This is a genomic window from Beijerinckia indica subsp. indica ATCC 9039 (assembly GCF_000019845.1).
GTDB classification, from domain to species: domain Bacteria; phylum Pseudomonadota; class Alphaproteobacteria; order Rhizobiales; family Beijerinckiaceae; genus Beijerinckia; species Beijerinckia indica.
Genome location: NC_010581.1, coordinates 1366880 through 1391370, shown reverse-complemented (window position 1 = coordinate 1391370; position 24491 = coordinate 1366880). Strand labels below are relative to the sequence as shown.

Sequence of the window (24491 nt, the reverse complement as noted above, 5' to 3'; positions counted from 1 at the left end):
TTATTTCACGGTGAACTCGATACGGCGGTTCTTTGCTCTGCCCTCCTCCGTATCATTGGAAGCCACGGGACGGCTGGAACCATAGCCAGTCGCGGAGAGCTTGTCGGCCGGTATGCCAGCGGCAACGAGATAGTCGAAAACGGCCTTGGCGCGACGTTCCGAAAGAGCGAGATTGAAGGGCTCGTTACCGGTTGAATCTGTATGCCCAGAAATTTCAATCGTTGCCTCGGGGCAGTGTCCAATCGTCGTGACGATCCTGTCGAGGAGACCTTCAGAGCTTTTGGAGATCGTCGCCCCATTGGTTTCGAAAAGGATCGTCGCCTTGCCCAGCAAACCATCGAGCTCGGCCTGACAGGATTTGGAATCGACGGCTTTATCCTCGGGATGCACGGTAATGGCCGATGTATCCGTCTGATAGCCTGCCGGCAATTGATCCGCCAAATTCGTGCGGATGGCCGCGACCGCGCGTTCATAGAGCGCCCCGCCCGACAATTTCACATCCGTGTTGGTAACGGTAAATACGCCGTCAGCGAGACGCGAAAGCGCATTGATACCCGCGAGGATCACGCTGCCGAAATTCTGTGGTGCATTGCCGAGCACGGTGAGCCGGTCGACGATCTCCTCATTGAAGAACAACCGTTTTGCTTCCGCCAGGATCTGTTTGTGCACATCCTCGCTGGGGACGTCTCCGGTCAATGTCAGCTTTCCGTCGAGCCGCGTGGCACTGAATGTATATTGCAGCGGCGCGACAATATCCGCCTTGACGAGCGTCAAGCCTTTGGGAGGCGCGTGAATGGCCTTGAGAGCCGCGTCATAGACGGCATCGGTCGGTGCCTTGCCAGCGATAGAGAAACCACTATCGGTGAGCGAGGCATTGCCGCCCGCAAGCGGGGCGAGCTGGCTGATGACGAAAAGAGCGCCCTTCTCAAACCCCTCCGGCGCACCGGCCGCATAGATCGTTTGGTCGTTGATCTGGCTTTGCGGAAAGGCTGCCCTGACCGCCGCCAGAAGATTCATCTGGACGGTCGTGTCAGGCACATGGCCTGAAAGCGTAACTCTTTTGCCATCTTGTGAGATATGCCAGTCATAAGGTTTTACGACCGGAGACGCCGCAAGTTCGGAGATGACGCGTCTTACGCCCCAGGTCCCACCAACATGATCAACAGCGGTTTGCGCATCCGCGGGCGAGAAAACCGAGCCTGCTAGTGTGGCATCACGGCCGGACACGGAAACAGCGGGGTTTTGCACAAAAGTGCCAAGGGCCGCTTTGGAACGCGTGGCAAGATCGGATTCGACAGTTCCGTCCATGAACAGATTGACGAGAATCCAGAGGAGGACAAGCGGTAGGAGGCCCCACCACCATTTTTCAGGTTGACTCATGGCGCGCTTTTCTCCCGAAAATGACTGCATCACGAACCAGCGAAGAGTTTGCGTTCGAGCAAACAGTCAAAGGATGAAATGTCTACACACAATCGGTAAAAACAAATGGCCCGGGCGAAATAGGATAAAATCGAGGGTTCGAGGCATGATGTATGTGTCCGCCAGGACCTTATACCAACGGTCATAATGAATGACCGTTGGACCGCTCTTGAATTTTCGCTATCGCTTTGAAAAGGTGAAAATTCAAGAAAGGAACCAAAGGCCGTTCTTCACGGCCTTTGGCATTACGGTCGCAACCGGGACCTCTGCACGCCGAAAGGGTCTTGAAAACGTATCTCGCCCCTCACGCGCCGACTCGGACCCTGTACTTGACTATACGCCAAGAGAATGCGTGTGCGAGCGAATTGTTTCCTCGCCTCCCGCGATTGTGTCGACTGGATGGCGAAAATAGGGCCGTCATCGCCCCGCCCGGAAACGTCTTGCGGTCGCGTATGTCAGCTTTGTTATACTATCAAAAGTCGTCAAACAGCGACGCTCTTTCGCTCGTCCTCGTTGCGCCTTTCGTACGTGAAGGCTCATACTAGGATCGAGAATCACAGATTCTCGATCCGTCCCTTTTAAAACCGTATCCACTTGTCCTCATTGAAGCGCGACGTGCGCGCTTCAATGAGGGTGGATACTGGACGGCGACGTCCCTTCCCCTTGTACTCGATCAAGGTTCCCATGCCCGCCGAACAATCCCCTCCTCCATCCGACAAGCCCGTGGACTCAAAACCCATTGAAAAGCCGAAACAGTTCATCACTCGGCACGAAGGTCATTTTCACGGGCGGCCCGTCGCCTATCAGGCCATTGCCGGGGAAACGCATCTCAAGGATAAAAACGGCAAACCCAAAGCCAGTCTGTTCAGCTTCGCTTATCTTGCCGAGGAGACGGGCGATCCTTCCCTGCGACCGATCACCTTTCTGTTCAATGGTGGTCCCGGCTCGGCTTCGCTTTGGCTGCATATGGGGGCTTTCGGCCCCAAGCGTGTCCTGGTGCCAGGTGATGGCGCCTTTGCCAAGGGTCCGCCCTACCCTCTTCAGGACAATCCCGCATGCTGCCTCGATCTCACCGATCTGGTCTTCATCGATCCGGTCGGGACCGGCTTTTCGCGCCCGCTCGGCGAGGCCAAACCCGAGGATTTCTGGGGTCTTGAGGAAGATGCCACCCTCATCGCCGAATTTATCAAGCAATTTCTGACGGATCATAAGCGCTGGGCCTCCCCGCGCTATCTCGGCGGCGAGAGCTATGGCACGACACGGTCGGTGCTCACCGCCGGCAAGCTGCACGGCGGTCTCGCCGGCGTCGCCTTCAATGGGCTGGCGCTGATCTCGGTCATTCTCGATTTCCACACAGCCAATTTCGAAAAAGGCAATATTCTGCCGGATGTCAGCTATCTGCCGACCTATGCGGCGACGGCCCTGCATCATAGCCGGATCGACCCCGCCCCGAGCGATCGCGAGGCCTTTCTGGATGAGGTCCGCCGCTTCGCCATCGAGGATTATGCCCCGGCGCTGCTCGCCGGAAACAGGCTCGCACCCGAACGGCGAAAAGAAATCGCGCTCCAGCTCGCGCGTTATACGGGCCTTGCCGAGGCCTGGATCGAACGCGCCCATTTGCGCCTGTCGCCATCGCGCTATCGCAAGGAGCTTTTGCGCGATCAAGGCCTGACGGTCGGGCGTTTCGATACACGCTATTGCGGCCTTGATTATGATAATGTGGGCGAAACGCCGGATGACGATCCGGCCGCTTATGCCGTCAAGGGCGCCTACACAACGGCCATGCAGGATTATCTCGGCCGCGTGCTCGAAGTTGAACTCGACGAGCCCTATATCGTCTTCTCGATGGATGCGCTGAAGAAATGGAAATGGACTTCAACGCAGGAGAAAGAAGTTTCCTCCTGGCCAGGCTATATCAATGTAGCCCCCGAGCTCGGCCGTCTGCAACGCGAATGTCCAAGCCTTAAAATCCTGATGGCCAACGGCCTTTTTGATCTCGCGACGCCCTTCTTCGCCGTGGAAAACACCATTGCTGGCAATGGGATCGATGCTGACCGCATCCGCATGCGCTATTACGAGGCCGGCCACATGATGTATGTGAACGAGGCCTGCCTTGCGGCTCTGGTGGAAGATTTTCGCGAACTGATCACGAATTGAAACGATTGAACCCGGAAACGCGACACTTCCGGGTTCAATTGATTGGATCGGACGAGGAATCCTGCCCTCGCCTATAGAAGGCGCCGGCCTCTCACCTTGTATGATGCGGATTGGTCTCCTGCGGTGCCGCCGGTTCGACCACATGGCGGTAGAGATGCCAGGTCGCGTGTGCAAGGACCGGCATGACGATCGCCAGGCCGAAGAACAAAATCGCCGTGCCGAGCGCCAGCAGCAAGCCCACGATCACCGCCCAGGCCGCCATCACGATCGGGTTCTTCGCGACAGCCTTGACGGACGTCTGGACCGCCACGGCGGCGCCGACATCACGATCGAGCAGGAGAGGAAAAGAAACGACGCTGATGCTGAAGGCGATAACCGCGAAGACGAAGCCGATGGCATTGCCCTGGATCAGCAGGGAGCGCCCCTCGGGGGTCGAGAAAACATCGGACAGAAAGCGAAAATAGTTTGTGGGCGCCTTATATCCGAACAGCCCCTCATAGAGCGTTTCCGCGGCCACCAGCCAGAAGAGAAACAGCCCCATCAGCACGATACCGAGTGCCAGAATGGCCGGCAGGGATGGGGAACGGAACACCTCGAACGCATGACGCCAGGAGGTATCGAGTCCCGCCTCCCGCCGGCGGCTCATTTCATAGAGTCCGATCGCCAGAAACGGGCCGACCAGGGCAAAGCCCGTCAGCAATGGATAAAGAAGCTGCAGGACATTTCTCTCCGAGGTCGCAACGCCGAGGATGATCCCGACTATCGGATAAAGAAGGCCAATAAAGACAATCTGCGACGGCATTGCCCAGAAATCGTCGATTCCTTCGGCCAAAGCCTCGCGCAGGTCATGGAATCCAATGCGGCGGACAACAGGCTGGGACACTGTCCCAGCCCCTCGGATAAGATGGAAATCAGTAAAACTCGACATGAATGTCCTCCCAATAGCCGTTCGATCAAGCCTCGCTCAATCAAACGAACGTCGCTCTCCCGGCCTTGTTTTGGCATCCAAATGACGGGGCCTTAAGCGGGTCCCTGCCTTGACGGATTGAGCCTTGGGAGAACCATGCACCCACACCTTCATCAACGCCGTTGCGCGAAGCCCGGTTCCCAATGACGATGATGGCAAAGCAGACGATTGACATCGGCGCCGCCCCTTGCGACGAGAGAGCCGCATGAAGGCACAAGATCCAGTCGACCGGCGGCGTACGTTCGCCATTATCTCCCACCCCGACGCGGGCAAGACCACGCTGACCGAAAAGCTTCTGCTCTTCGGCGGCGCGATTCAGCTCGCCGGCGAAGTGCGCGCCAAGGCCAATCGGCGGCAGACCCGTTCCGACTGGATGGGGATCGAGCGCGAACGCGGCATTTCGGTCGTGACCTCGGTCATGACCTTCGAATATGGCGATTGCGTCTATAATCTGCTCGACACACCGGGCCACGAAGACTTTTCCGAGGATACCTACCGGACTCTGACCGCCGTGGATTCGGCGATCATGGTGATCGACGCCGCGAAGGGCATCGAAGCGCGCACCCGCAAGCTTTTCGAGGTCTGCCGCCTGCGCGACATCCCGATCCTGACCTTTATCAACAAGCTCGATCGCGAGATCCGCGATCCCTTCGATCTGCTCGACGAAATCGAAAAGACGCTGGCGCTCGATGTCGCGCCCATCACCTGGCCGCTTGGCCATGGCCGCGGCTTTGCTGGCACATTCGACCTGCAGCGCAATATTGTGCGCCGGCTTGATCGTGACAGCGAGCCGCTCCATGTTGAAGGGCCGGATGATCCGCTTATCGCCGGGCTCTTGTCTCCAGCCGATCTCGCCGAGACCCGCGACCAGATCGCGCTGGCCCGCGAGGCGCTGAAACCCTTCGATCGCAAGAGTTTTCTGGAAGGTCATCTGACGCCGGTCTTTTTCGGCAGCGCCTTGCGCAATTTCGGCGTTCGCGACCTGATCGACGCTTTGGCGGATTTCGCACCGCCGCCCCATGGGCTCGAGGCTCAGTCGCGCCACGTCGACGCGCATGAAGCCAAAATGAGCGGCTTCGTTTTCAAGATTCAAGCGAATATGGATCCGAACCATCGCGATCGGATCGCTTTCATGCGGGTCTGTTCCGGCAAACTGAAGCGCGGCATGAAGGCCAAGCTCGTGCGCACCGGCAAGATGATTGCCCTCAACGCGCCGCAATTCTTCTTCGCCCAGGATCGCCAGCTCGCCGAGGAAGCCTATCCGGGCGATGTCGTAGGCATTCCGAACCACGGGACACTCAGGATCGGCGACACTTTAACCGAAGGCGAAGATCTGGTCTTTCGCGGTGTGCCGAGTTTCGCGCCGGAAATCCTGCGCCGCGTCAAGATCGGCGATGCCATGAAGGCCAAGAAATTGCGCGAGGCCCTGGGGCAAATGGCCGAGGAAGGCGTTGTCCAATTATTCCTGCCGAATGACGGCTCCGGCGCCATGGTCGGCGTGGTCGGCGCCTTGCAGCTCGACGTCCTCGCCGAGCGGCTTGAAGCGGAATATGGGCTGTCCGTGAGTTTCGAGACGTCCCGTTTCGAACTGTGCCGCTGGATCACGGCCGCGACGGCGAGCGACCTCGATCAATTCATCCGCGCCCATGCTTCTTCCATGGCGGTCGATCTCGATAATGCGCCCGTCTTCATGGCCACTTCGGCCTGGGATCTGCGTTACGAACAGGACCGGGCGCCTGGCATCGTCTTTTCGGACATCAAGGATTATCAAAAATCAGCCTGACACCGGATCCATAAAAACGACTCGAAACAGGTCTATCCTTATCACAGACACTTTATTTCATAGGTTGAAGGCTTCAAACGCGCGGCCGCCAAGTGCAATCGGAAGTGCAATCGGATTGATAATTGCGTTATATCGCGTGAATTCGTGCTATGCAGCGTCTAAAATTGTCAATATGGTCGGCCGATCTTGATCGGCAGGCTGGCTTCTTCGCTGGCAAGTCATGTATCCTGCACGAGGAGATCGATGATTTGCAGAGGTTTATTCTCAATTCTGATCACAGATAAACCTTGGCCGCACTTTCCTTTGAGGATCAACGGGGGTTAGCAATGGTGAAAATTCTTCCCATCATCATGTGTGGCGGCTCCGGGACCAGGGTCTGGCCAGAATCGCGGGAAAGCCTGCCCAAACAATTCATTTCGCTGGTCGGAACGACCTCCACTTTCCAGTCCGTGATCGAGATCGTGTCCGACCCAATTTTCGAGACACCGATCGTCATTTCCAATCACGATTACCGCTTCCTCGTGTCCGAGCAATTGGCGCAGATCAACAAGGAAGCTCAAATCGTCCTGGAACCCTGCCGGCGTGATTCCGGTCCAGCCGTGGCGGTCGCTGCGGAGCTCGCCAATCTCATCGCGCCCGAAACCGTTGTGGCCGTTCTTGCCGCCGACCATGTCGTGCAGGATAAGAAAGGTTTCGTCACCCTGTGTCAACATGCCGCGGTCGCCGCAGCCGAAGGTTATATTGTGACGCTCGGCATCAAGCCGACCGCGCCGGCAACGGGCTATGGCTATATCAAGACGGGCAAGGCCGTCGTCCCCGATGGAACGGCCCTGAAGGTGGAAGCCTTTGTCGAAAAGCCCGACCTGCCCACGGCCGAGCGCTATATCACCGAAAACTATCTCTGGAATTCCGGTAATTTCATCTTCCGCGCCGATGTGATGCTCTCCGAATTGCAGGCTTTCGAGCCCCAGATCGCGGAAGCCGCGATCGAAGCTGTGGCCCATTCGAAGAAGGACATGAATTTCACTCTGCTCGATGGCGAGGCCTTCGCCAAGGCGCCGAAAAAATCCATCGACTATGCAGTCATGGAAAAAACCACCAAGGCCGCCGTCGTGCCAGCCGATATCGGCTGGTCGGATGTCGGCAATTGGTCGAGCGTTTGGGAATTGTCCGACCGCGACGAGAAGAATAATTCGATCCGCGGCAATGGTCTCATTCTCGATGCGTCAAACGTTCATGTCCGCTCGGACGGGCATTTGACCACGGTCGTCGGCGTCGATGATGTCATCGTGGTGACGACGCAAGATGCCGTCCTGGTGCTCGACGCCAAACATGGCGACCGGGTCAAGCAGCTCGTCGACCGGTTGAAGGAAGAAAAGCGGACCGAGGCCCTGGAACATAAAAAGTCCTACCGGCCCTGGGGCTATTATCAATCAGTCGATTCCGGCGCGCGCCATCAGGTCAAGCGCATCGTGGTCAAGCCTGGCCAGCGCCTTTCCCTGCAGAAACATTTTCACCGCGCCGAACATTGGATCGTCGTTCAGGGTACAGCAGAAGTCACCCGCGACAACGAGATCCATCTCGTCCATGAAAATGAATCGATCTACCTGCCGATCGGCTCGGTCCATCGCCTGGTCAATCCCGGCCGCATCAATCTCGAGCTGATCGAGGTCCAGACGGGCTCTTATCTCGGCGAGGACGATATCGTCCGCCTGCAGGACGTTTACAACCGCAATTGAGAAGAAAGCGGAACACAAGATAAAATGAAAAGCGGCCATTCCTGACTAAGGGATGGCCGCTTTTTTTACTGCGCCAAACCTATCACCGCAGTTGCGTTTGCAGCAGGCTGGCTGTTCTCGATCAATCCGACAAATTCGTCGCCTTGATTTACTCTGCCGGATGGTGATTGTGGCCTTCCCGATCATGACGGGTTAGCCAATAGGCCCAAGCCGCGAGGAGAAGGCCACCGATCGGCGTAATGAGAAGGGCAGCGATTTGATAGCCGTTCATGGCGATAGACCTTTGAGAACCACTCTCGCTGCATAATGTATGGGCGCCACTGGCCAAAATGCAAAAACCGCCCACGATCAGCGGAAAAGGATGGGGCCGAGCACCAAGATCATTGAGAGTTGCGACGATCGGCGCCAAGCCACCAACTGCGAAGACCGTCACGGCCAAGCTGTTGAGATAGGTCGCGGTCAGCTTGGTTTGCTCATCCCTGATCTTGCTCACCTCACGCTCTTCCTTAGCCGCACGCCATTGGGTTTTATTCACCTTCACCCTGCGCGCCTGGCGGGAAATGCCATCGAAATTATTGAAACTCGACAGCTCAAATGGAAAAGTGACGCGGCACGTCCTCCGCCACACTGCCGCGACCTGGCTCATGCAGACGGACGTAGAAATAGGGAAGTGGCCGGATTCCTCAGGATGTCACCACCCAAAATGAAATGGTGGTTATTTTTGGTTTTCAATGGTGCCGCAAGAGGGATTCGAACCCCCGACCCCCTCATTACGAATGAGGTGCTCTACCAGCTGAGCTATTGCGGCATAACCAGGAATGGCGTGAAAACGGAATCGTTGTTCCTCTTTCTCATAGCCAGCTTGGACCTGATTGGCAACAGAAGCCTTGTCCAAACCTGCTCTTTCCCTCATGCAAAGCAATCGTCAAATTTTGTTCGCGGCCGGGATCGAGGACGCAAGCGGTTCAACTTCGATGGTCTTTGGCTGAGTTGATGCCTCAGCGGGTGGCAATATTTCCTGAACGGCCGCTTTCTTGCTCGTGTCCGCCCCGTGTTTCTCTTCTTCGGAGAGCAACAGAGCCGTCTCCTCGACGGCTTCCGCATTATCCAGGGTCACGACCAGGCGTTCGACAGGTCTTTGCCAGCGGAAAGCATCCAATTGACCCGTGACCGGAGAGGCAGGAAGCCATTTTGGAGAGACGAATCCATCGGCGACCCAGGTTTCGTCACGCGGTGCGCGGGAAGCTTTGGCCAGCCATTCACGGACGCTTCCTGAGAAACCACTCTCGGTTTCCTCAAGCTCGGCCATCAATTGGCACATTCTGACGGTCGGTGTCTTTTCCTTGGCGAGCAATTCCCGCATGGTTTCCCGCGCAAGGGCGAACTGACGCGCGGCTATGGCCGCACCCGCCACGCTTAGGCGGCTTTCCGCTGATCCCGGTGCCAGCCGTGCTAATCGTTGCGCACGCCGCAGGCGATCCATGTTGGAATCACCGGGCCGCAGATCGAGATAGGCCAAGGCAATATCGGGATGCTGGATGTTCGGCCATTCTCTCTCGATCAGCTTTGCCGCCCTGCGAACATCATTCTTGCGTCCCCACAAATGCGCGACCAGCACAATGGCCGGCACGAGATCGGGCGCGTGTTTCAAAGCCTGGCGGCCGAGGCGCAAAGCCTCATCCGGCGCCGAAAGCTCTTTTTCTTGCGCCATGGCGGTCTCGAGAATCGCGCATTGACGCTCGCCCGTCGCCTTGTCGACGAGTTGCGCATTGATCTGCTTACCCAAAATACCGAAAGCGCCTTCCCAATCCTGTGCGCGAATATGTTCATCGAGCACAGCCTTGGCGGACCAGGGCAACGGGTGCACCTTATGCGCTTCATGGGCGAAATGATAAGCCGCCTCGCTGTCGTCATTCCGCAAGGCTTCGGCGTAAAGGCCGCGCAAGCCCAGAAGACGCATTTCCGGCCGCTCTCCCATCAGGCGGAAGGCGTCTTGCGCCCGCGAGCGATCCCCAGCCAATTGGGCCGCCTGCGCCTCAAGGACCAGAACCAGGGGATCTTTCGGCAAATATTTTTGGGCATCCAGCGCCGCTTTATTGGCGACGTGCGTATCCCCCGCGCCCGCCGCCACGATCCCGCGTGACAAAGCCGCATAACCCTTGTTTTTCAGGCGTGTCTCCCGCCAGCGCGCAAAGGTTTTGGGCAGGTTCAAGATTGTCACAAGGAGCCACAGCGCCAAAGCCAGAATAGCCGCGCTGACGCCGAGCAAAGTGATCGCCACCGGAGCCGACGTTTCCACCTGATATCCCTGCCAGGTCATCAGGAAATGTCCGGGCTGCTCGCCGATCCAAGCGGCCCCCAGGGCCAAGGCAGCGATCAGGCATAGAAAAAGGAGGACACGCAGCATGCCGGTTCCACTCATGAGGTCCTTCCAACACCCGCCCAAAGGGCTGATCAGAAGGACCTAAGGATGAAAAGAAGGAAATATTTTCAGAGGAAACAGTAAAACGCTGGTTCCTCCGAACATAATACAGTGAGACGGGCTCACGATTTCTGCCGTCCGAGAGCCTGCAAGGCATTGGCCTCGATCGCCCTCGCATCACGCAAGGCATCGAGCCGGGTCTGCAAGGCCTTGGCAAAGGCAGCGGATTTCGCCTTGGCTTCCGCCGGCAGCCCATTCCATAAGGTCAAGGCATCATCGAGCTCGTCACGCGCGAGCGCGGATTCGATGGCGCCAATCTGATCTGGAAGATCCTTCGTGCCGGTCGCATCAAGACGCTTGACGCGCACAAGACTCGCCGCGTCCCGTTCGATCCGAGCCAAAAACCCTTCCTCGGCATTTGCCGGTGGCGGAACTACGAGAGATTTCGACAAAGCCGCGAACTGATCACGCAGACCCCGCAAGCTCGCAACGCCCGTGCTGGCATTGGGCTGCAGCGCGGCCAATTTCGCCTTATCGGCGCCAAGTCCATCGAGCGCCTCGATCTCGTCGAGATAAGGCGCACCGCGGAAGACTTTCTCGACCAGGCTGCCGCCAAGGATCGCCAAGCTTTCCGACTTTTTGCGACGATTGTCAGCGTTTTCCGCCTGGGCGTCGCGCAACAGTCTGATATCGACTTTGGATTGCGCCACGCTCTGTTGCAGGGAGGCAATCTGCTGTTCGAGCAGGCTTAGACGGTCGTCATAGGGGCGCGGATCTTGCGCTTGCAGGGCGGCATTCGTCGCCTGTTGCGCTTTATGTTCTTCCTCGCGCAGGCGCGTCACATCATCCTCGATCGAACTCACGCGCTTGTCGATCAGATCAATTTGTTCGCGCTCAGCCGCGAATGGATCGGGTTTCTCGGCCGGCTCCGCTGTCCGATCGGATGGCTGAGCGCCGCGCTGTGTTTCCTGCACCTGGTTCAAGGTGTCGGTTTGCGCCTGGAGATTATTCTCGGTCGTGCTCAAACGCCGATCGAACTGGTCGATCCGGCCCAGCCCTTCCTGCACGGCAGCGAGGCCTTCTTGCTGTGTCCGTTGGGACAGGCGGATTCCGCTCTCGAGTTCAGCGAGGCGCGCCTTGAGGCCCTGGAAGTCACTATCGGCCTGGATCAGCGAGGATGATTCAGGCCGATAGAACGTCTGCAAGGCCCATTCACCAGCCACGGCTATGACGGCACCGACGAGAATCGCCATGAGAACCGGCCAGAAATTGCGCCAGGGACTCCTTTTGGCGGCCACCTCCGGATCATCCCGAAAGAGAGGCTCTTTAGGGAGACCCTCCTCGGCACTATTCTCTTCCGCCTTGGCCTCAATTATCGGCGGGGTCCGTTGCAAGGCTCGGCCCGTGCCGGACGCCAGCGGTTGTTCCTCCGCTCTCTCGCCATTCTCATCGGCCATTGCCGCATCCTCTCCAAGATTGACAAGATCGAGCCAAGCTGAGGCGCCTGGTTTTCCCACATGCTTCGCCGCATGATCAGCAAAGCATTGGCCCCTATCGGCATCAATTCCGATGATCGCACGACTTATAACCGCCCTGTAGCACGATCAAAGGAACGCTCTCGACTTTTCACTTGTCCCGCAAAGGGGCGAAAAGGCGAGAATGAACCAAGCATCACTCCTTGCGACACTTGGTATCCCACCTCGAATCGCCCCGAGCAGGACCATGATAGGCTGATCGTCTTATGTTTTAATGGGAATCCCAGGCCTTTGCATGTGCATTGCCGAACAGGCTGCCTCTGCATTTCGACCCGGTTGTGGCAAATTCAACATTTGCACGAACCATCCAGATCTTGGCCCCAATGCCATATTTCGGGCCTTCGCCCAACTCAAACTCTCGTGGTCACGCTTAATTACTCGCTTTTCATCACGCCAAGGCCGCGATGGCCTCGGCGATTTGCATGGTCCGACGCGCCATTTCCGCATGTAGACGCTCTACCATGCGGCCTTCGACCTGCAAGACCCCTTTCTCCGCATTTTCCGGCGCGGAGAAAGCTGAGATGACCTTACTCGCCCAAAGAATTTCATCGGCGGGCGGCGCAAAGATCTCGTTGCAGGTGGCGATCTGGTTCGGATGGATGAGGGATTTACCATCCATGCCGAGATCGCGCCCCTGCAAACACTCCTGGCGGAATCCTGCCGCATCGGAAAAATCATTATAGACACCATCAATGATTTCAACCGAATAGGCCCGCGCGGCGACGACACAGGTGGAGAGCCAGGTCATGATCGACGCGCGCCCCGGCGTCAGGCGGGCCCTCGTTTCCTTGGCGATATCATTCGTACCCATGACGATGACCGACAAACGCGAGGCCGGATCAGCCGCCGTCCGCAGGATGGAATCCGCATTCAGCATGGCGATCGGCGTTTCCATCATCGCCCAGAGCGCGGTGTGATCAGGCGCGCCAGCTTCGCGCAGATCCTTGGCGGCATGCATGATATCGCCGGGACAGGTCACTTTCGGAATGAGGATGGCGTCAGGCCCCGCGGCGGCGGCGGCGGCAAGATCTTCGCGCCCCCAAGGCGTATTGTAATCATTGATCCGAACGATGGTTTCCCGCGCGCCATAGCGCCTCTCAGCAACCGCCGCGACGACGGATTGACGAGCCAGGAGCTTAGCGTCTGGTGCCACCGCATCCTCAAGGTCGAGAATAAAGCCATCGGCCGCAAGCGCCCGCGCCTTTTCAAGGGCGCGCCCATTATCACCTGGAACATAGAGAATGCTCCGGCGGGGTCGAATTGACATGAAGAGCCTCCGATTATGCTCGTCATTTTATTGCAACGCACAAATGAAACAAGAGGATAGGCTCAGACGCGGCAAGGGATGTGCCATTGGCACGGATCAGCCGGCATGCTAGAGTGATGATATGTCCGACCTAACTCCTCCCCCATCTTCCGACGACCCGAACCGCCTCCTGCTGCCGCCGCATCTGGTGGAAGGCTATGAGGCTTTCTTAACCGGTCGTTTCAAGCAGGAAAGAGATCATTACCGCCATTTGGCCGAGGCTGGCCAGAAACCACGCGTGATGCTCATCGGCTGCTGCGACTCGCGTGTTTCGCCGGAAGTGATCTTCGATGTCGATCACGGCGACATCTTCGTGGTCCGCAATGTGGCGGCGCTGGTGCCGCCCTATCACCCGAACAATGATCTGCATGGCACATCGGCGGCTCTGGAATTCGGCATTATGGGTCTGCGCATCGAGCATATTGTCGTCATGGGTCATGCCCGTTGCGGCGGTATCAAGAACTTCGCCCATGCCGACGCCGATCCCTACCAAAGGCCTTTATCCTCCGGTGACTTCATTGGCAAATGGATGAGCCTGATCGAACCGGCGGCGGCGCGGCTTGGCCATGCACGCGATCCCCTGGAAAAATACGTGGAAGATCTGGCGCTGGAATCCATTATCCAGAGCCTCATCAACCTGCGCACCTTCCCCTGGATCAAAAATTTGGAAGAGCGGGGCATCATAAAATTACACGGTGCCTATTTCGACATAGCGAATGCCGTGCTGCGGGTCTTCGATCCGCTCAAGGAACGGTTCGTGGCCATCTCTTCGGCTATCCATGCCGAAGCTTTCGCTGAGCCCCGTTTCTAAAAAATGGAGCATCGATAAAAGCGAGGCGCCCTTTCTCGAAGAAAGAGCGCCTTTGATGATTGGGTTTATCTACTGAAAGCCAGCGAAATCGTTACGCTGTCTCTTTCCCTCACGCCGCCTTACGTTTCGGCTCGATCAGCTTGCGGTTGATCAGGACCTCGGCGATCTGCACGGCATTCAAGGCGGCACCCTTGCGCAGATTGTCCGAAACGCACCAGAAGACGAGCCCGTTTTCGACCGTCGGATCTTCCCGGATGCGGGAAATATAGGTGGCATCCTCGCCCGCCGCCTCATGCGGCGTTATGTAGCCACCTTTTTCCCTCTTATCGATGACAAGACAACCCGGCGCCTCGCGCAAAATATCGCGGGCCTCGTCGGCGCTGATCGGATGCTCGAATTCGACATTCACGGACTCGGAATGGCCGATGAACACCGGCACGCGGACACAAGTGGCCGTCACCTTGATTTTCGGATCGAGAATTTTCTTCGTCTCGACCACCATCTTCCATTCTTCCTTCGTATAGCCGTCCTCCATGAAGACGTCGATTTCCGGAATCACATTGAAAGCGATTCTTTTGGGGAATTTCTTGCTCTCCACCGGATCCGAGACAAAAATCGCCCGTGTCTGAGCAAAAAGCTCGTCCATGGCCTCTTTGCCGCCGCCAGAGACGGATTGATAGGTCGAGACGACGACGCGCAGGATTTTGGCCTTGTCGTGCAAGGGCTTCAGCGCAACGACCAATTGCGCCGTCGAGCAATTGGGATTGGCGATGATGTTCTTTTTCGTGAACCCGCCAATCGCATCGGCATTGACCTCCGGCACGATCAAGGGAACGTCCGGGTCCATGCGCCAGGTGGAAGAATTATCGATGACGATGCACCCCTGGGCTCCAATTTTCGGCGACCATTCCTTGGAAACGGCGCCACCGGCGGACATCAGGCAAATATCCGTGCCGGTAAAATCGTAATTGTCCAGGGTTTTACATTTCAGGGTTTTGTCGCCGAACGAGACTTCCGTTCCCATCGAACGAGAGGAAGCCAGTGCAACGACTTCATCGGCCGGAAACTGACGCTCCGCGAGAATATCGAGCATTTCACGCCCGACATTACCGGTAGCGCCGACGACAGCAACCTTGAACCCCATTCTTCTCTCCGTCGCTCAAAGCGATCGCTAATATTTAAGTGTCGCAACAGCGACGCTCGGTTCCGCTCTCCAATTTTCGCTTTTTCAACGGCATAAGCGAAAATGAGAGAATGTCCACGGTGATTCTCTATGACCCTTGATGTCAAAGGGAATTTTTTCAGAAGATCGGATGAATAAGAAATCCGGTCCCCTTCCCGCTCTAATAATCTGTTTTCTCGCCAGTCGATATTATCGCCGGAAGCTAGCATACCTCAAAAAGTAAAATTTACTGTGCGAATGAATGGATGCCTAACGGTGGCGTCCCACTTTTGCAGGCTGATACCCTAACGGCTTGAATTCAAGCCGCTCTTCCTATCCTAAATTTTGTTTTATCTCAGCCGCCTTAATATATTCGTTTGGCAAAGCAAGATTAAGGGTGTCACGCCACAAAAGCGTGATGTCCGGGTCGCAGAGGATTCTGGCATCGGTCTCGACTTCCGCTGGATTCACCTTTCGGATCGGCGAGAGTCATCAAGACGACGCTAGGATTTCGGAGACGACGCTGGAATTCGGGTATGAGCCGGGCTCTTTGCGAGTTCCCGCCTATAAGGAAATGTGAATGCTTAATCCGTCTAAATCGACCCTCGCCGCCCTTGCTTTTGCAATCCTCGGCTTTTCCGCCGCTCCGCTGGCAGCACAGGACCGTTCAGAGGCCGCGGCGGCACATGCGCGTAATGGTGCGGAACATGCCCGCGATAGCGCTGAGCATGCGCGTGAAGATGCGGCGCGTAAACGAGACGACGCTGCTCAGGCCCGTAACGACGCCTCGCGCGCACGTGAAAAAGCCGAACACCGCCATTAAGGCATGCCCCCGGAACAAATATTGTTCCGGGGCTGAAGACTAGCTTCAGCTATTTTCCTATCGCGGCGCATTTCCCATTCCACGGAATCGGGAAATGCGCTTTGTTTTTGACGGTGTCTCTTATGGAATGGACACTCGTTCAATGATGCTTGAGATCACCCAACTCGAAACAATCTCTCTTTTGACATCAATTTGGCCTGTTTTCCTAAATTGAGGCATAAAAGGTTCAATCGGTATCGGGTGTGGTGCTATAATGAAGCAAACTTGGGTATAGCATCTTGATTCCTTCTCCGAATTTCCGCTTTTGACGAAAATGGCTGAAATCCGAGAGCAGCGTGTGATTATTCCTTTTTAATAACCGTTACTATATGGAGGAGTGGAGCTTTCTTCCTCCAAGACGAACACCAGGAGTGTCCGGGTCGCGTCCAAGCCAGGGGTTCCGAGTACCATGGCAGACAAAAGGAAATTCACGAATGCGTAGTTCGTCCAGGCTTATACTGACTTTATTGGTCGCCGCGTTTGCCACATCCGGTGCTTTGGCCGAGACGTCGTCCTCACAAACACGGTCGCACCACCATCGCCAAGCCCATCACAAGCCGGCACATTCGGTTCGCCAGGCGCAGGCATACCCTCGTCACGGCGAACGGCCGCCCTTGACCGTCAATCGGCGTAGCTTTCTCGATCCCGGACCCGTCGTTCCCGTCGGCAGCTTGAACAATTATGTGACCGCAAACACGACCTTCAACAGAACGCCGGATCAGACTTTCCAGCGCTCGCGTTTCGGTAATGAAAATATTCCAGCGCCTCTCCAGGTGCCAGGACGTGACGCCTACATCCTGCGTTTTGCGACCCCTCGTGAACTTGGCCAGCCCGCAGAACTTGGTGAGCCGTTCGGCTTTACAGACGAGGATTGATCGTTCGCTGCGTAGCTTCTCTTGAAAAAAGCCCTGATCCTCTGAGGATCAGGGCTTTTTGCTTCAAAGGCGTCTCATTGAGAGAACGCTCTCAATCAAAAGTCCATTTCATAGGTCAATTGGAAAGTGCGAGGCGCACCAATCCACGCCGTATTCGTCGAAGCCACGCCATTGATACTTCCGAGTAAAAGCGAGGTCCAATAACGGGTATCGGTAATATTGGCGACCTGGAAGCGCAGCGTGGAATTATAGCCATAAATTTTCGTCGAATAACGCAAGCCCAAATCGAGCGTGGCATAGGCCGGAGCCCAGGAATTATTCGTCGTCGTGGCAGCCCTTGCGCTCTCGTAACGCGTATTCAAGGTGAATGCGATGCCCTGCGACCAAGTGGGATGATAATCCAAAAAGACATTAGACGTCCAATGCGGAACACCAATCACCAATTTATCGGAGGTCGTATAGGAGGACGTTCCTTCAAGACGCGGATCGAGCCAGGTCACACCCCCAACCGCACTCAGTTCGGGAGTGATGGCTCCGGAGCCGAAAAACTCGATGCCCCAATTGCGTTGTTCTCCCTGGACCTGGAAGAGCTTCGTCGCGGCATCCGTATAAGCGAGCGGACGAGTCATCCGAAACCCATCAAGGGTCAGCAGAAAATTCTCATTCACCGCATATTTGGCGCCGAGTTCATATTGATAGCTGCGATACGGCGCGAGCGTCTGGCCAAAATTAACTGAGCCGGAGGCGGCGGTATCGCCCTGCTGCACGCCATCAGCGAAAGTGAAATAGGTCGTCAATTGCTCAATAGGCTTGAACATGACACTCGCCGTCGGGCTCAAAACGCCGTTTTCTCTGTCTTGGGACGTTTTGACTCCCGCAGCGTTGTAATTATCGACCGACAACCAGCTCGAGTTGAGCACACCTTGCAGCGACCATTGATCATTGAAATGAATCGTGTCCGCCGCGATGATCGACTGCTCGAAGAGACGGCTCGCCAGATACTGGCCGCCCGTGGGACCGATCGCCTTCGGGGCGAAAAGCATGGGATTACCGATGCTGGCTGATCCCAACGACGCCATGAAAGTGGTGCTGTTCTTATTGTTATATTGGCCGTTGATATAGCCGTTTGTTCCGATCGTCACATCATGAGTGATGCCCCATGTATTCAGATGCCCATTGATATAGAGCATATTGCTGCCAATATCGAAGCGCGAAGCAGCGGTATAACCTGCCGTCGTGGTGTAATTGCCTGTATTGTTACTCGCCAGCGTATTGGAAATGCCTGAAAGACCGCGATTGGCATTTTGATAAAGACCGCCGGCCAACAAACTCCAATCATTATTGAACGCATGGCGGATTTTGATGTCGCCGGAATCCGTCGAGAGATTGGTGCCGTAATTCGGTTGTCCATAACCGACCAATTTGGGATCGATCGCGGCGGGCAAAAGGGGGTTCTGTCCCGTACTGCCTCCATAAACAAAGGCGCCAGGCAAGCCATATTGCAGACTTTGATAATGATAGGCGTCGAGCTCCACGACCGTCTGTTCGGTCAAGTGAACGTCGAAACTGCCGCTATAGAGCGTATTGGCCACGAAACTGTTGGCGACGTAGCTCTGGCCCTGCCCATGTTTAAAATTGAACCGGTAACCGAACATATTGTTCGGACCCGTGCGGGCGCTGACATCGGCATAACCCGTCATGACGCCAAGGCTGTCGAAACTGGTGAGCGCGCGGGCAAGCGGCACATCCGTCGGCCGTTTCAATGTATAGCTGAATGTCCCCGATGGCGCCGCCGGTCCGTAAAGCGCTCCGGCCATGCCGTTCAGCACCTGGACATTGTCCAATATTTCCACCGGAATGGCCGTAGTACCAATGATGTTCAATCCATCAAGGCGCGTATTCTGAACGACAGAACCATAGAATCCGCGGGACTGTGGCCGTGTTACCTCTCCGCCCTGCTGATTGGAAATTTGCACTGAGGGAAGATAGGTCAGGATCGTATTGAGTTCACGCGCCTGTGTATTAACGATCATATCCTGTGTAATCGTATTAATCGAAAAAGGTGTGTCCTGGACCGAGCGCTCGCCGAGCGGCCCGACAGTGACAGTTTTGTTCTGATAGCGGGCCTCGGATGCATAGGCGCCTTGCCCCTGTGCCGTCACATCGACTTCTTGCAATTGGACCGGCGTCCCGGCCTGCTGTGCGGCCACGGGATCAGAGAGCAAGAAAAATGAAGCTAAGACTTCGAGGCTATACCACGACGACTTGGCTCCCGGCATAAACCTCGCGCCTGATGCCTGTTTAGAGCGTAAATTCGCCTCGCCGCGCATGGCGCACCGTGGCACCCCGCTATAAATCCATTTGTTCATTAAACCATTCCCATAAAGATATAGGAACAAGGCAATGAACGACTGATAAAATCAATTAAAGTTTCTTCACAATTTTATGAAACCGCAATCAGTTATAAAAAATTTTTTAACTATCGGAGTCACAAACACTCCCGCTCGGTGTCACTTCTGATGTGATCGTGAGTGTATCAGCGGGTCCTTTTGGAACCCGCTGTTCTCATGCATCCGCATTGATACAAACGGATGTTTCGCTTACGCGGCGCCCTGCAATTCCTTCAGAATGGCATCGCCCATTTGCGTCGTCGAAACCGTAGGCTCCGTGCTGCTTCCCTTGATATCGGCGGTACGCAGACCCTTGGCGAGTGTCGCGGCGATCGCATTGTCAATTCTGTCCGCCAGAGCGCCAAGATCGAAGGAATAACGCAAGGCCATGCCGAAGGAGGCGATCATGGCGATTGGATTGGCAATTCCCTTGCCCGCAATATCGGGCGCCGAACCATGCACAGGTTCATAAAGAGCCTTGCGCTTGCCGGTCTGGCTATCAACCTCGCCAAGCGAGGCCGAAGGCAGCATGCCGAGCGACCCCGTCAACATGGCCGCGACATCGGACAACATGTCGCCAAACAGATTATCCGTCACAATGACATCGAATTGCTTCGGCGCCCGCACGAGCTGCATGCCGAGTGCATCAGCGAGCTGATGTTCGAGCGTGACATCGGGAAATTCCTGATCATGCAGACGGTTGATGATCTGATGCCAGAGCACACCGGTTCTCATGACATTGCGCTTTTCGGACGAGGTCACTTTCTTACGCCGTTTGCGGGCAAGCTCGAAAGCGATGCGGCCGATCCGCTCGATCTCATAGGTCTCATAGACCTGCGTATCGATCGCGCGTTGCTGGCCATTGCCGAGATCGATGATCTGCTTCGGCTCACCGAAATAGACACCACCCGTCAATTCACGCACGATCATCAGGTCGAGCCCATCGACGAGCTCGCGCTTCAAGGATGACGCGTCGGCGAGCGCTGGATAGCACACGGCTGGGCGCAGATTAGCGAAAAGCTTCAGATCCTTGCGCAGACGCAAGAGACCAGCTTCGGGGCGGACCTCATAAGGCACCGCATCCCATTTGGGGCCTCCCACCGCGGCTAACAGAACAGCGTCAGCCGCATCGGCGCGAGCCATGTCGGCATCGCTGATCGCCACGCCATGGGCGTCATAGGCGGAGCCACCGACGAGTCCTTTCTCGATCTCGAAGGCCGCACTGCCCTCTTGCGTGAAAAAGCTCGCGATCTTTTCGACCTCGGCCATGACCTCTGGGCCGATTCCATCACCCGGCAGAACGAAAAGCTTATATGCCATGCTGTTATTTCCCTGAGGGCCTATCCGTTGGAATGTCAGGTCTGCAAAAAGGCAGGAGCGGTCACCTCGGTCAAGGTGGCCGCTCCTTTAAACCTATTTTCTAATGACCGGCCAAGAAGACATTCGGCCGGCGATACAAGAGATCAGGCGGCAGCCAATTGCCGCAGCACGTAAGGAAGAATACCGCCGTTGTTGAAATATTCGAGCTCGTCGAGCGTGGCGATACGGCAGAGCAAGGGGACGGTCTTGGTCGAGCCGTCGGCATATTTGATCTGCGCTTCCATTTTCTGACGGGGCTTCAACTCGGCGCCAAGTCCCGGAATGGTAATTTCCTCATTGCCCTTGAGCTCGAGCTTACCCCAGCTCAAACCGTCCTCGAAGGTCAAAGGCAGGACACCCATGCCGACGAGGTTCGAGCGGTGAATACGCTCGAAGGATTCGGCGATGACGGCGCGCACACCAAGCAGCTTGGTGCCCTTGGCCGCCCAGTCGCGCGAGGAGCCGTTGCCATATTCGGCACCCGCGAAGATGACGAGCGGCACATTCTCCGCCTGATATTTCATCGCGGCGTCGTAGATCGACAGTTCCTCACCATCCGGCCAGTGCTTGGTCTGGCCACCTTCCGGCACGCTGCCATCTTCCTTCTGGAGGATGTAGTTCTTGATGCGGATATTGGCGAAGGTGCCGCGCATCATGATCTCATGATTGCCGCGCCGTGTGCCATATTGGTTGAAGTCCGCTTGGGAGACCTGGTGCTCCTGCAGATATTTGCCGGCCGGTGAGGTCAGCTTGATCGAGCCCGCCGGGGAAATGTGGTCGGTCGTGATTTTGTCGCCGAACAAAGCCAGGATACGCGCATTTTCGATCGGCTTGACCGGCTCCGGCTCTTTCTTGATGCCGACGAAATAGGGCGGGTTCTGGACATAGGTCGAGCCAATGTCCCAGCGATAGGTCTCGCCGGCCGGCGCCTTGACGCGCTGCCAGTTCTTATCGCCATTGAACACATCGGCATATTTGGCCTTGAAGACTTTCTTGGTCACAAATTTGTCGATGTAGGCGTCGATCTCGTCATCATCCGGCCAGATATCGCGCAGGAAGACGGGATTGCCTTTCTTGTCATGGCTCAACGGCTCGACATCGAGATCCTTCTCAACCGTACCGGCAAGCGCATGCGCGACAACGAGGGGCGGCGAAGCGAGATAATTGGCCTGCACATCGGGGCTGACACGGCCTTCGAAATTGCGGTTGCCGGACAGAACGGCGGCGGCGACGATACCGTGATCATTGATCGTCTTCGAGATTTCCGCCGGCAGCGGGCCGGAATTGCCGATGCAGGTCGTGCAGCCGAAACCGACCAGATTGAAGCCGAGCTTGTCGAGATATTTCTGCAGGCCCGAGGCGGCAAGATATTCCGCGACGACCTGACTGCCGGGCGCCAGCGACGTTTTCACCCAAGGCTTGACGCTCAAGCCCTTCTCGATCGCGTTACGGGCAAGCAGGCCAGCGCCGATGAGCACATGCGGATTCGACGTATTGGTGCAGGAGGTGATCGCCGCAATGACGACATCACCATGACCAAGGTCGAAATTCTTCTCCTCGACGGGGAAGCGTTCATCAGGCTTCTCGGTCTTCTTATATTCCTTTTCCAGAGCCGTCTTGAAACCGGCGCCGACCGTTTCCAGATCGATGCGGCCTTCCGGACGCTTCGGACCGGCCATGGAGGGAACCACGGTCGCAAGATCAAGTTCGAGCGTTTCGGTAAAGATCGGATCGGGCGTCTGGCGCGTATGGAACATGCCCTGCGCCTTGGCATAGGCCTCGACGAGAGCGATGCGATCCGTCTTGCGCGCCGAGGTCGTCAGATAATTGATGGTTTCCTCATCGGTGGGGAAGAAACCGCAGGTCGCGCCATATTCCGGCGCCATATTGGCGATGGTCGCACGGTCGGCGAGCGCCAGATGATGCAGGCCGGCGCCGAAGAATTCGACGAATTTGCCAACCACGCCCTTCTTGCGCAGCATCTGCGTCACGGTCAGCACGAGATCGGTGGCGGTCACGCCGAGTGGCAGCATGCCGGTCAGTTTGAAGCCGATGACTTCCGGCAGCAGCATGGACAGAGGCTGGCCGAGCATGCAGGCCTCAGCCTCGATGCCACCAACACCCCAGCCGAGCACCGAAAGGCCGTTGACCATCGTCGTGTGAGAATCGGTGCCGACCAACGAATCGGGATAAGCGACTTCGATCGTCTCGGTCTTGCCCTTCCCCTTGGCCACTTTCTCTTTCTTCGTCCAGACGGTCTGGGCGAGATATTCGAGATTAACCTGGTGGCAAATACCGGTGCCCGGTGGCACGACGCGGAAATTATCGAAGGCTTCCTGACCCCATTTCAGGAAGCGATAACGTTCGCCATTGCGGCTATATTCAAGATCGACATTGGTCTTGAAAGCCTTGGCGCTACCAAAGGCATCGACGATGACCGAATGGTCGATGACCAGATCGACGGGCACGAGCGGATTGATCTTTTGCGGATTGCCGCCGAGCGTGGTCATGGCGTCGCGCAAAGCGGCAAGATCGACGACGGCGGGAACGCCGGTGAAATCCTGCATCAGCACACGAGTCGGGCGGAAGGCGATTTCGCGTTCGGTCTTGCCTTTGTTGACCAGCCATTCAGCGACGGACTGAATGTCTTCCTTGGTGACGGTGCGGCCATCCTCGTAGCGTAGAAGATTCTCCAAAAGAACTTTCATGGAGAATGGCAATTGCGAAATGCCGTCGAGACCATTCTTCTCCGCCGTCTTCAACGAAAAATAATGATAGGTCTTTGACCCGACGGTGAGTTTTTTACGGCTTTTGAAACTATCGAGCGAGGCCATCGGCAATATCCCGGAACACTGGTCGAGGAGGGAGGATTTCAGGGCTTATAATTATATTTTAGATGAAGAGCCATAGGATGATATCCACACACTGCTCTTCCCTTTGGCTAATATCAATGAGCGCGAAGAGCGATTTTTGGTTCCTTTCTTGAAATTTCGTTTTTTCAAAAACGAGCGAAAATTCAAGAGCTCCAACAATCATTTCTCATGACTATTGAAATAATGTGGACTGACAAACATGCGCCTCGAGGCTCGTGATCTTTGCGTCGAACGCGGCGGCCGCGTCGTCCTACACGATCTTTCCTTTACACTCGAATCCGGTGAGAGCCTCATCGTGACGGGACAAAACGGCGCTGGTAAATCGACCCTTTTACGCACGCTCGCGGGGCTTGTTCCGATGACCCGCGGACGTCTGATCGCGAGCCCGCAAACAGAGGAAGAACTGGCCGAGCGACTGCATTACATCGGCCATGCCGACGCTTTCAAAGGCACGCTGACTCCAATTGAAAATCTCACCTTCTGGGCCGCCATGCTGAGGACGGATGCACCCCCGCTCTCCCCGCGCGCGGCGCTCGGCGAACTCGGCATTGAACATCTGGGCGATCTTCCTTCAGCCTATCTTTCAGCAGGACAAAGACGGCGCCTTTCCCTCGCGCGGCTTCTTGTCGCGGCCCGTCCTCTTTGGCTTCTCGACGAGCCGACGACAGCGCTCGATCAAGCCTCGCAGGATGTTTTGTTCACGCTCATGCGCAAGCATATAGAGAAGGGTGGCTCAATCATCGCGGCGACTCACGCGCCTCTCGATTTGCCTGGCCGCACCCTATCACTCACAGCCACCGATGGCGTTGCCGCATGACATCAGAGTCATCT

General features: G+C 56.4%; 17 protein-coding genes and 1 tRNA gene. 7 read left to right on the top strand and 11 right to left on the bottom strand.

The features are described from left to right. Entirely contained in the window at positions 1 to 1380 is a 1380-nt protein-coding gene (locus tag BIND_RS06075) for an OmpA family protein (protein ID WP_012384195.1), read from the bottom strand. A gap of 723 nt (positions 1381 to 2103) precedes the next feature. Between BIND_RS06075 and BIND_RS06070 the strand changes: the two genes are divergently transcribed. After that, on the top strand, positions 2104 to 3576 hold the full coding sequence (locus tag BIND_RS06070; protein WP_012384194.1) for a S10 family peptidase: 1473 nt from the start codon (positions 2104 to 2106) through the stop codon (positions 3574 to 3576). A 91-nt stretch (positions 3577 to 3667) separates the two neighbouring features. On the opposite strand, the gene BIND_RS06065 is transcribed toward BIND_RS06070, so the two are convergent. Then, positions 3668 to 4504, bottom strand: coding sequence for a DUF2189 domain-containing protein (locus tag BIND_RS06065; protein WP_012384193.1), 837 nt, complete (start codon positions 4502 to 4504; stop codon positions 3668 to 3670). Between the two features lie 244 nt (positions 4505 to 4748). Between BIND_RS06065 and BIND_RS06060 the strand changes: the two genes are divergently transcribed. Together BIND_RS06060 and BIND_RS06055 are read left to right on the top strand one after the other, a co-directional pair. Continuing rightward, complete coding sequence (locus BIND_RS06060; RefSeq protein ID WP_012384192.1) at positions 4749 to 6326, top strand: peptide chain release factor 3; 1578 nt, start codon at positions 4749 to 4751, stop codon at positions 6324 to 6326. A 326-nt stretch (positions 6327 to 6652) separates the two neighbouring features. Continuing rightward, complete coding sequence (locus BIND_RS06055; protein WP_012384191.1) at positions 6653 to 8065, top strand: mannose-1-phosphate guanylyltransferase/mannose-6-phosphate isomerase; 1413 nt, start codon at positions 6653 to 6655, stop codon at positions 8063 to 8065. 148 nt (positions 8066 to 8213) lie between these two features. Here BIND_RS06055 and BIND_RS21820 read toward each other — a convergent pair whose 3' ends face one another. The 5 genes from BIND_RS21820 to BIND_RS06030 all read right to left on the bottom strand — a co-directional run bounded on the left by BIND_RS21820 (position 8214) and on the right by BIND_RS06030 (position 13289). Continuing rightward, positions 8214 to 8606, bottom strand: coding sequence for an MATE family efflux transporter (locus BIND_RS21820; protein WP_202944767.1), 393 nt, complete (start codon positions 8604 to 8606; stop codon positions 8214 to 8216). 191 nt (positions 8607 to 8797) lie between these two features. Continuing rightward, positions 8798 to 8873: transfer RNA gene (locus BIND_RS06045), tRNA-Thr, on the bottom strand. A gap of 117 nt (positions 8874 to 8990) precedes the next feature. Beyond that, complete coding sequence (locus BIND_RS06040) at positions 8991 to 10487, bottom strand: heme biosynthesis protein HemY (protein ID WP_050763917.1); 1497 nt, start codon at positions 10485 to 10487, stop codon at positions 8991 to 8993. A gap of 122 nt (positions 10488 to 10609) precedes the next feature. Then, positions 10610 to 11944: a COG4223 family protein gene (locus BIND_RS06035; RefSeq protein WP_012384188.1), complete on the bottom strand. Its 1335-nt coding sequence runs from the start codon at positions 11942 to 11944 to the stop codon at positions 10610 to 10612. 466 nt (positions 11945 to 12410) lie between these two features. Further along, complete coding sequence (locus BIND_RS06030) at positions 12411 to 13289, bottom strand: HpcH/HpaI aldolase/citrate lyase family protein (protein ID WP_012384187.1); 879 nt, start codon at positions 13287 to 13289, stop codon at positions 12411 to 12413. A gap of 121 nt (positions 13290 to 13410) precedes the next feature. Here BIND_RS06030 and BIND_RS06025 point away from each other — a divergent pair, with 121 nt between their 5' ends. Next, a complete protein-coding gene (locus BIND_RS06025; RefSeq protein WP_012384186.1) occupies positions 13411 to 14139 on the top strand; it encodes a carbonic anhydrase in 729 nt (242 codons plus the stop codon). A 109-nt stretch (positions 14140 to 14248) separates the two neighbouring features. Here BIND_RS06025 and BIND_RS06020 read toward each other — a convergent pair whose 3' ends face one another. After that, positions 14249 to 15283 carry an aspartate-semialdehyde dehydrogenase gene (locus BIND_RS06020; protein WP_012384185.1) on the bottom strand — a complete coding sequence of 345 codons (1035 nt, stop codon included), beginning with the start codon at positions 15281 to 15283 and terminating at the stop codon, positions 14249 to 14251. A 598-nt stretch (positions 15284 to 15881) separates the two neighbouring features. On the opposite strand from BIND_RS06020, the gene BIND_RS06015 reads away from it, so the two are divergent. Next, positions 15882 to 16124 (top strand): hypothetical protein, encoded by a 243-nt coding sequence (locus BIND_RS06015; RefSeq protein WP_012384184.1) that lies wholly within the window; start codon positions 15882 to 15884, stop codon positions 16122 to 16124. A gap of 473 nt (positions 16125 to 16597) precedes the next feature. Then, the gene (locus BIND_RS06010; protein ID WP_012384183.1) at positions 16598 to 17038 is read left to right on the top strand and encodes a hypothetical protein; all 441 of its coding nucleotides are present in this window, start codon (positions 16598 to 16600) and stop codon (positions 17036 to 17038) included. A 95-nt stretch (positions 17039 to 17133) separates the two neighbouring features. Here the strand turns inward: BIND_RS06010 and BIND_RS06005 are convergent, their stop codons facing one another. The 3 genes from BIND_RS06005 to acnA all read right to left on the bottom strand — a co-directional run bounded on the left by BIND_RS06005 (position 17134) and on the right by acnA (position 23621). Next, the gene (locus tag BIND_RS06005) at positions 17134 to 19248 is read right to left on the bottom strand and encodes a TonB-dependent receptor (protein ID WP_050763916.1); all 2115 of its coding nucleotides are present in this window, start codon (positions 19246 to 19248) and stop codon (positions 17134 to 17136) included. Positions 19249 to 19638: 390 nt separating this feature from the next. Further along, positions 19639 to 20748, bottom strand: coding sequence for a 3-isopropylmalate dehydrogenase (gene leuB, locus BIND_RS06000; RefSeq protein ID WP_012384181.1), 1110 nt, complete (start codon positions 20746 to 20748; stop codon positions 19639 to 19641). Between the two features lie 143 nt (positions 20749 to 20891). After that, positions 20892 to 23621, bottom strand: a complete 2730-nt coding sequence (gene acnA / locus BIND_RS05995) for an aconitate hydratase AcnA (RefSeq protein ID WP_012384180.1) — start codon at positions 23619 to 23621, stop codon at positions 20892 to 20894. Positions 23622 to 23859: 238 nt separating this feature from the next. Here acnA and ccmA point away from each other — a divergent pair, with 238 nt between their 5' ends. Then, positions 23860 to 24477: a heme ABC exporter ATP-binding protein CcmA gene (gene ccmA, locus BIND_RS05990; RefSeq protein ID WP_012384179.1), complete on the top strand. Its 618-nt coding sequence runs from the start codon at positions 23860 to 23862 to the stop codon at positions 24475 to 24477. The last annotated feature ends 14 nt before the right edge of the window (positions 24478 to 24491 follow it).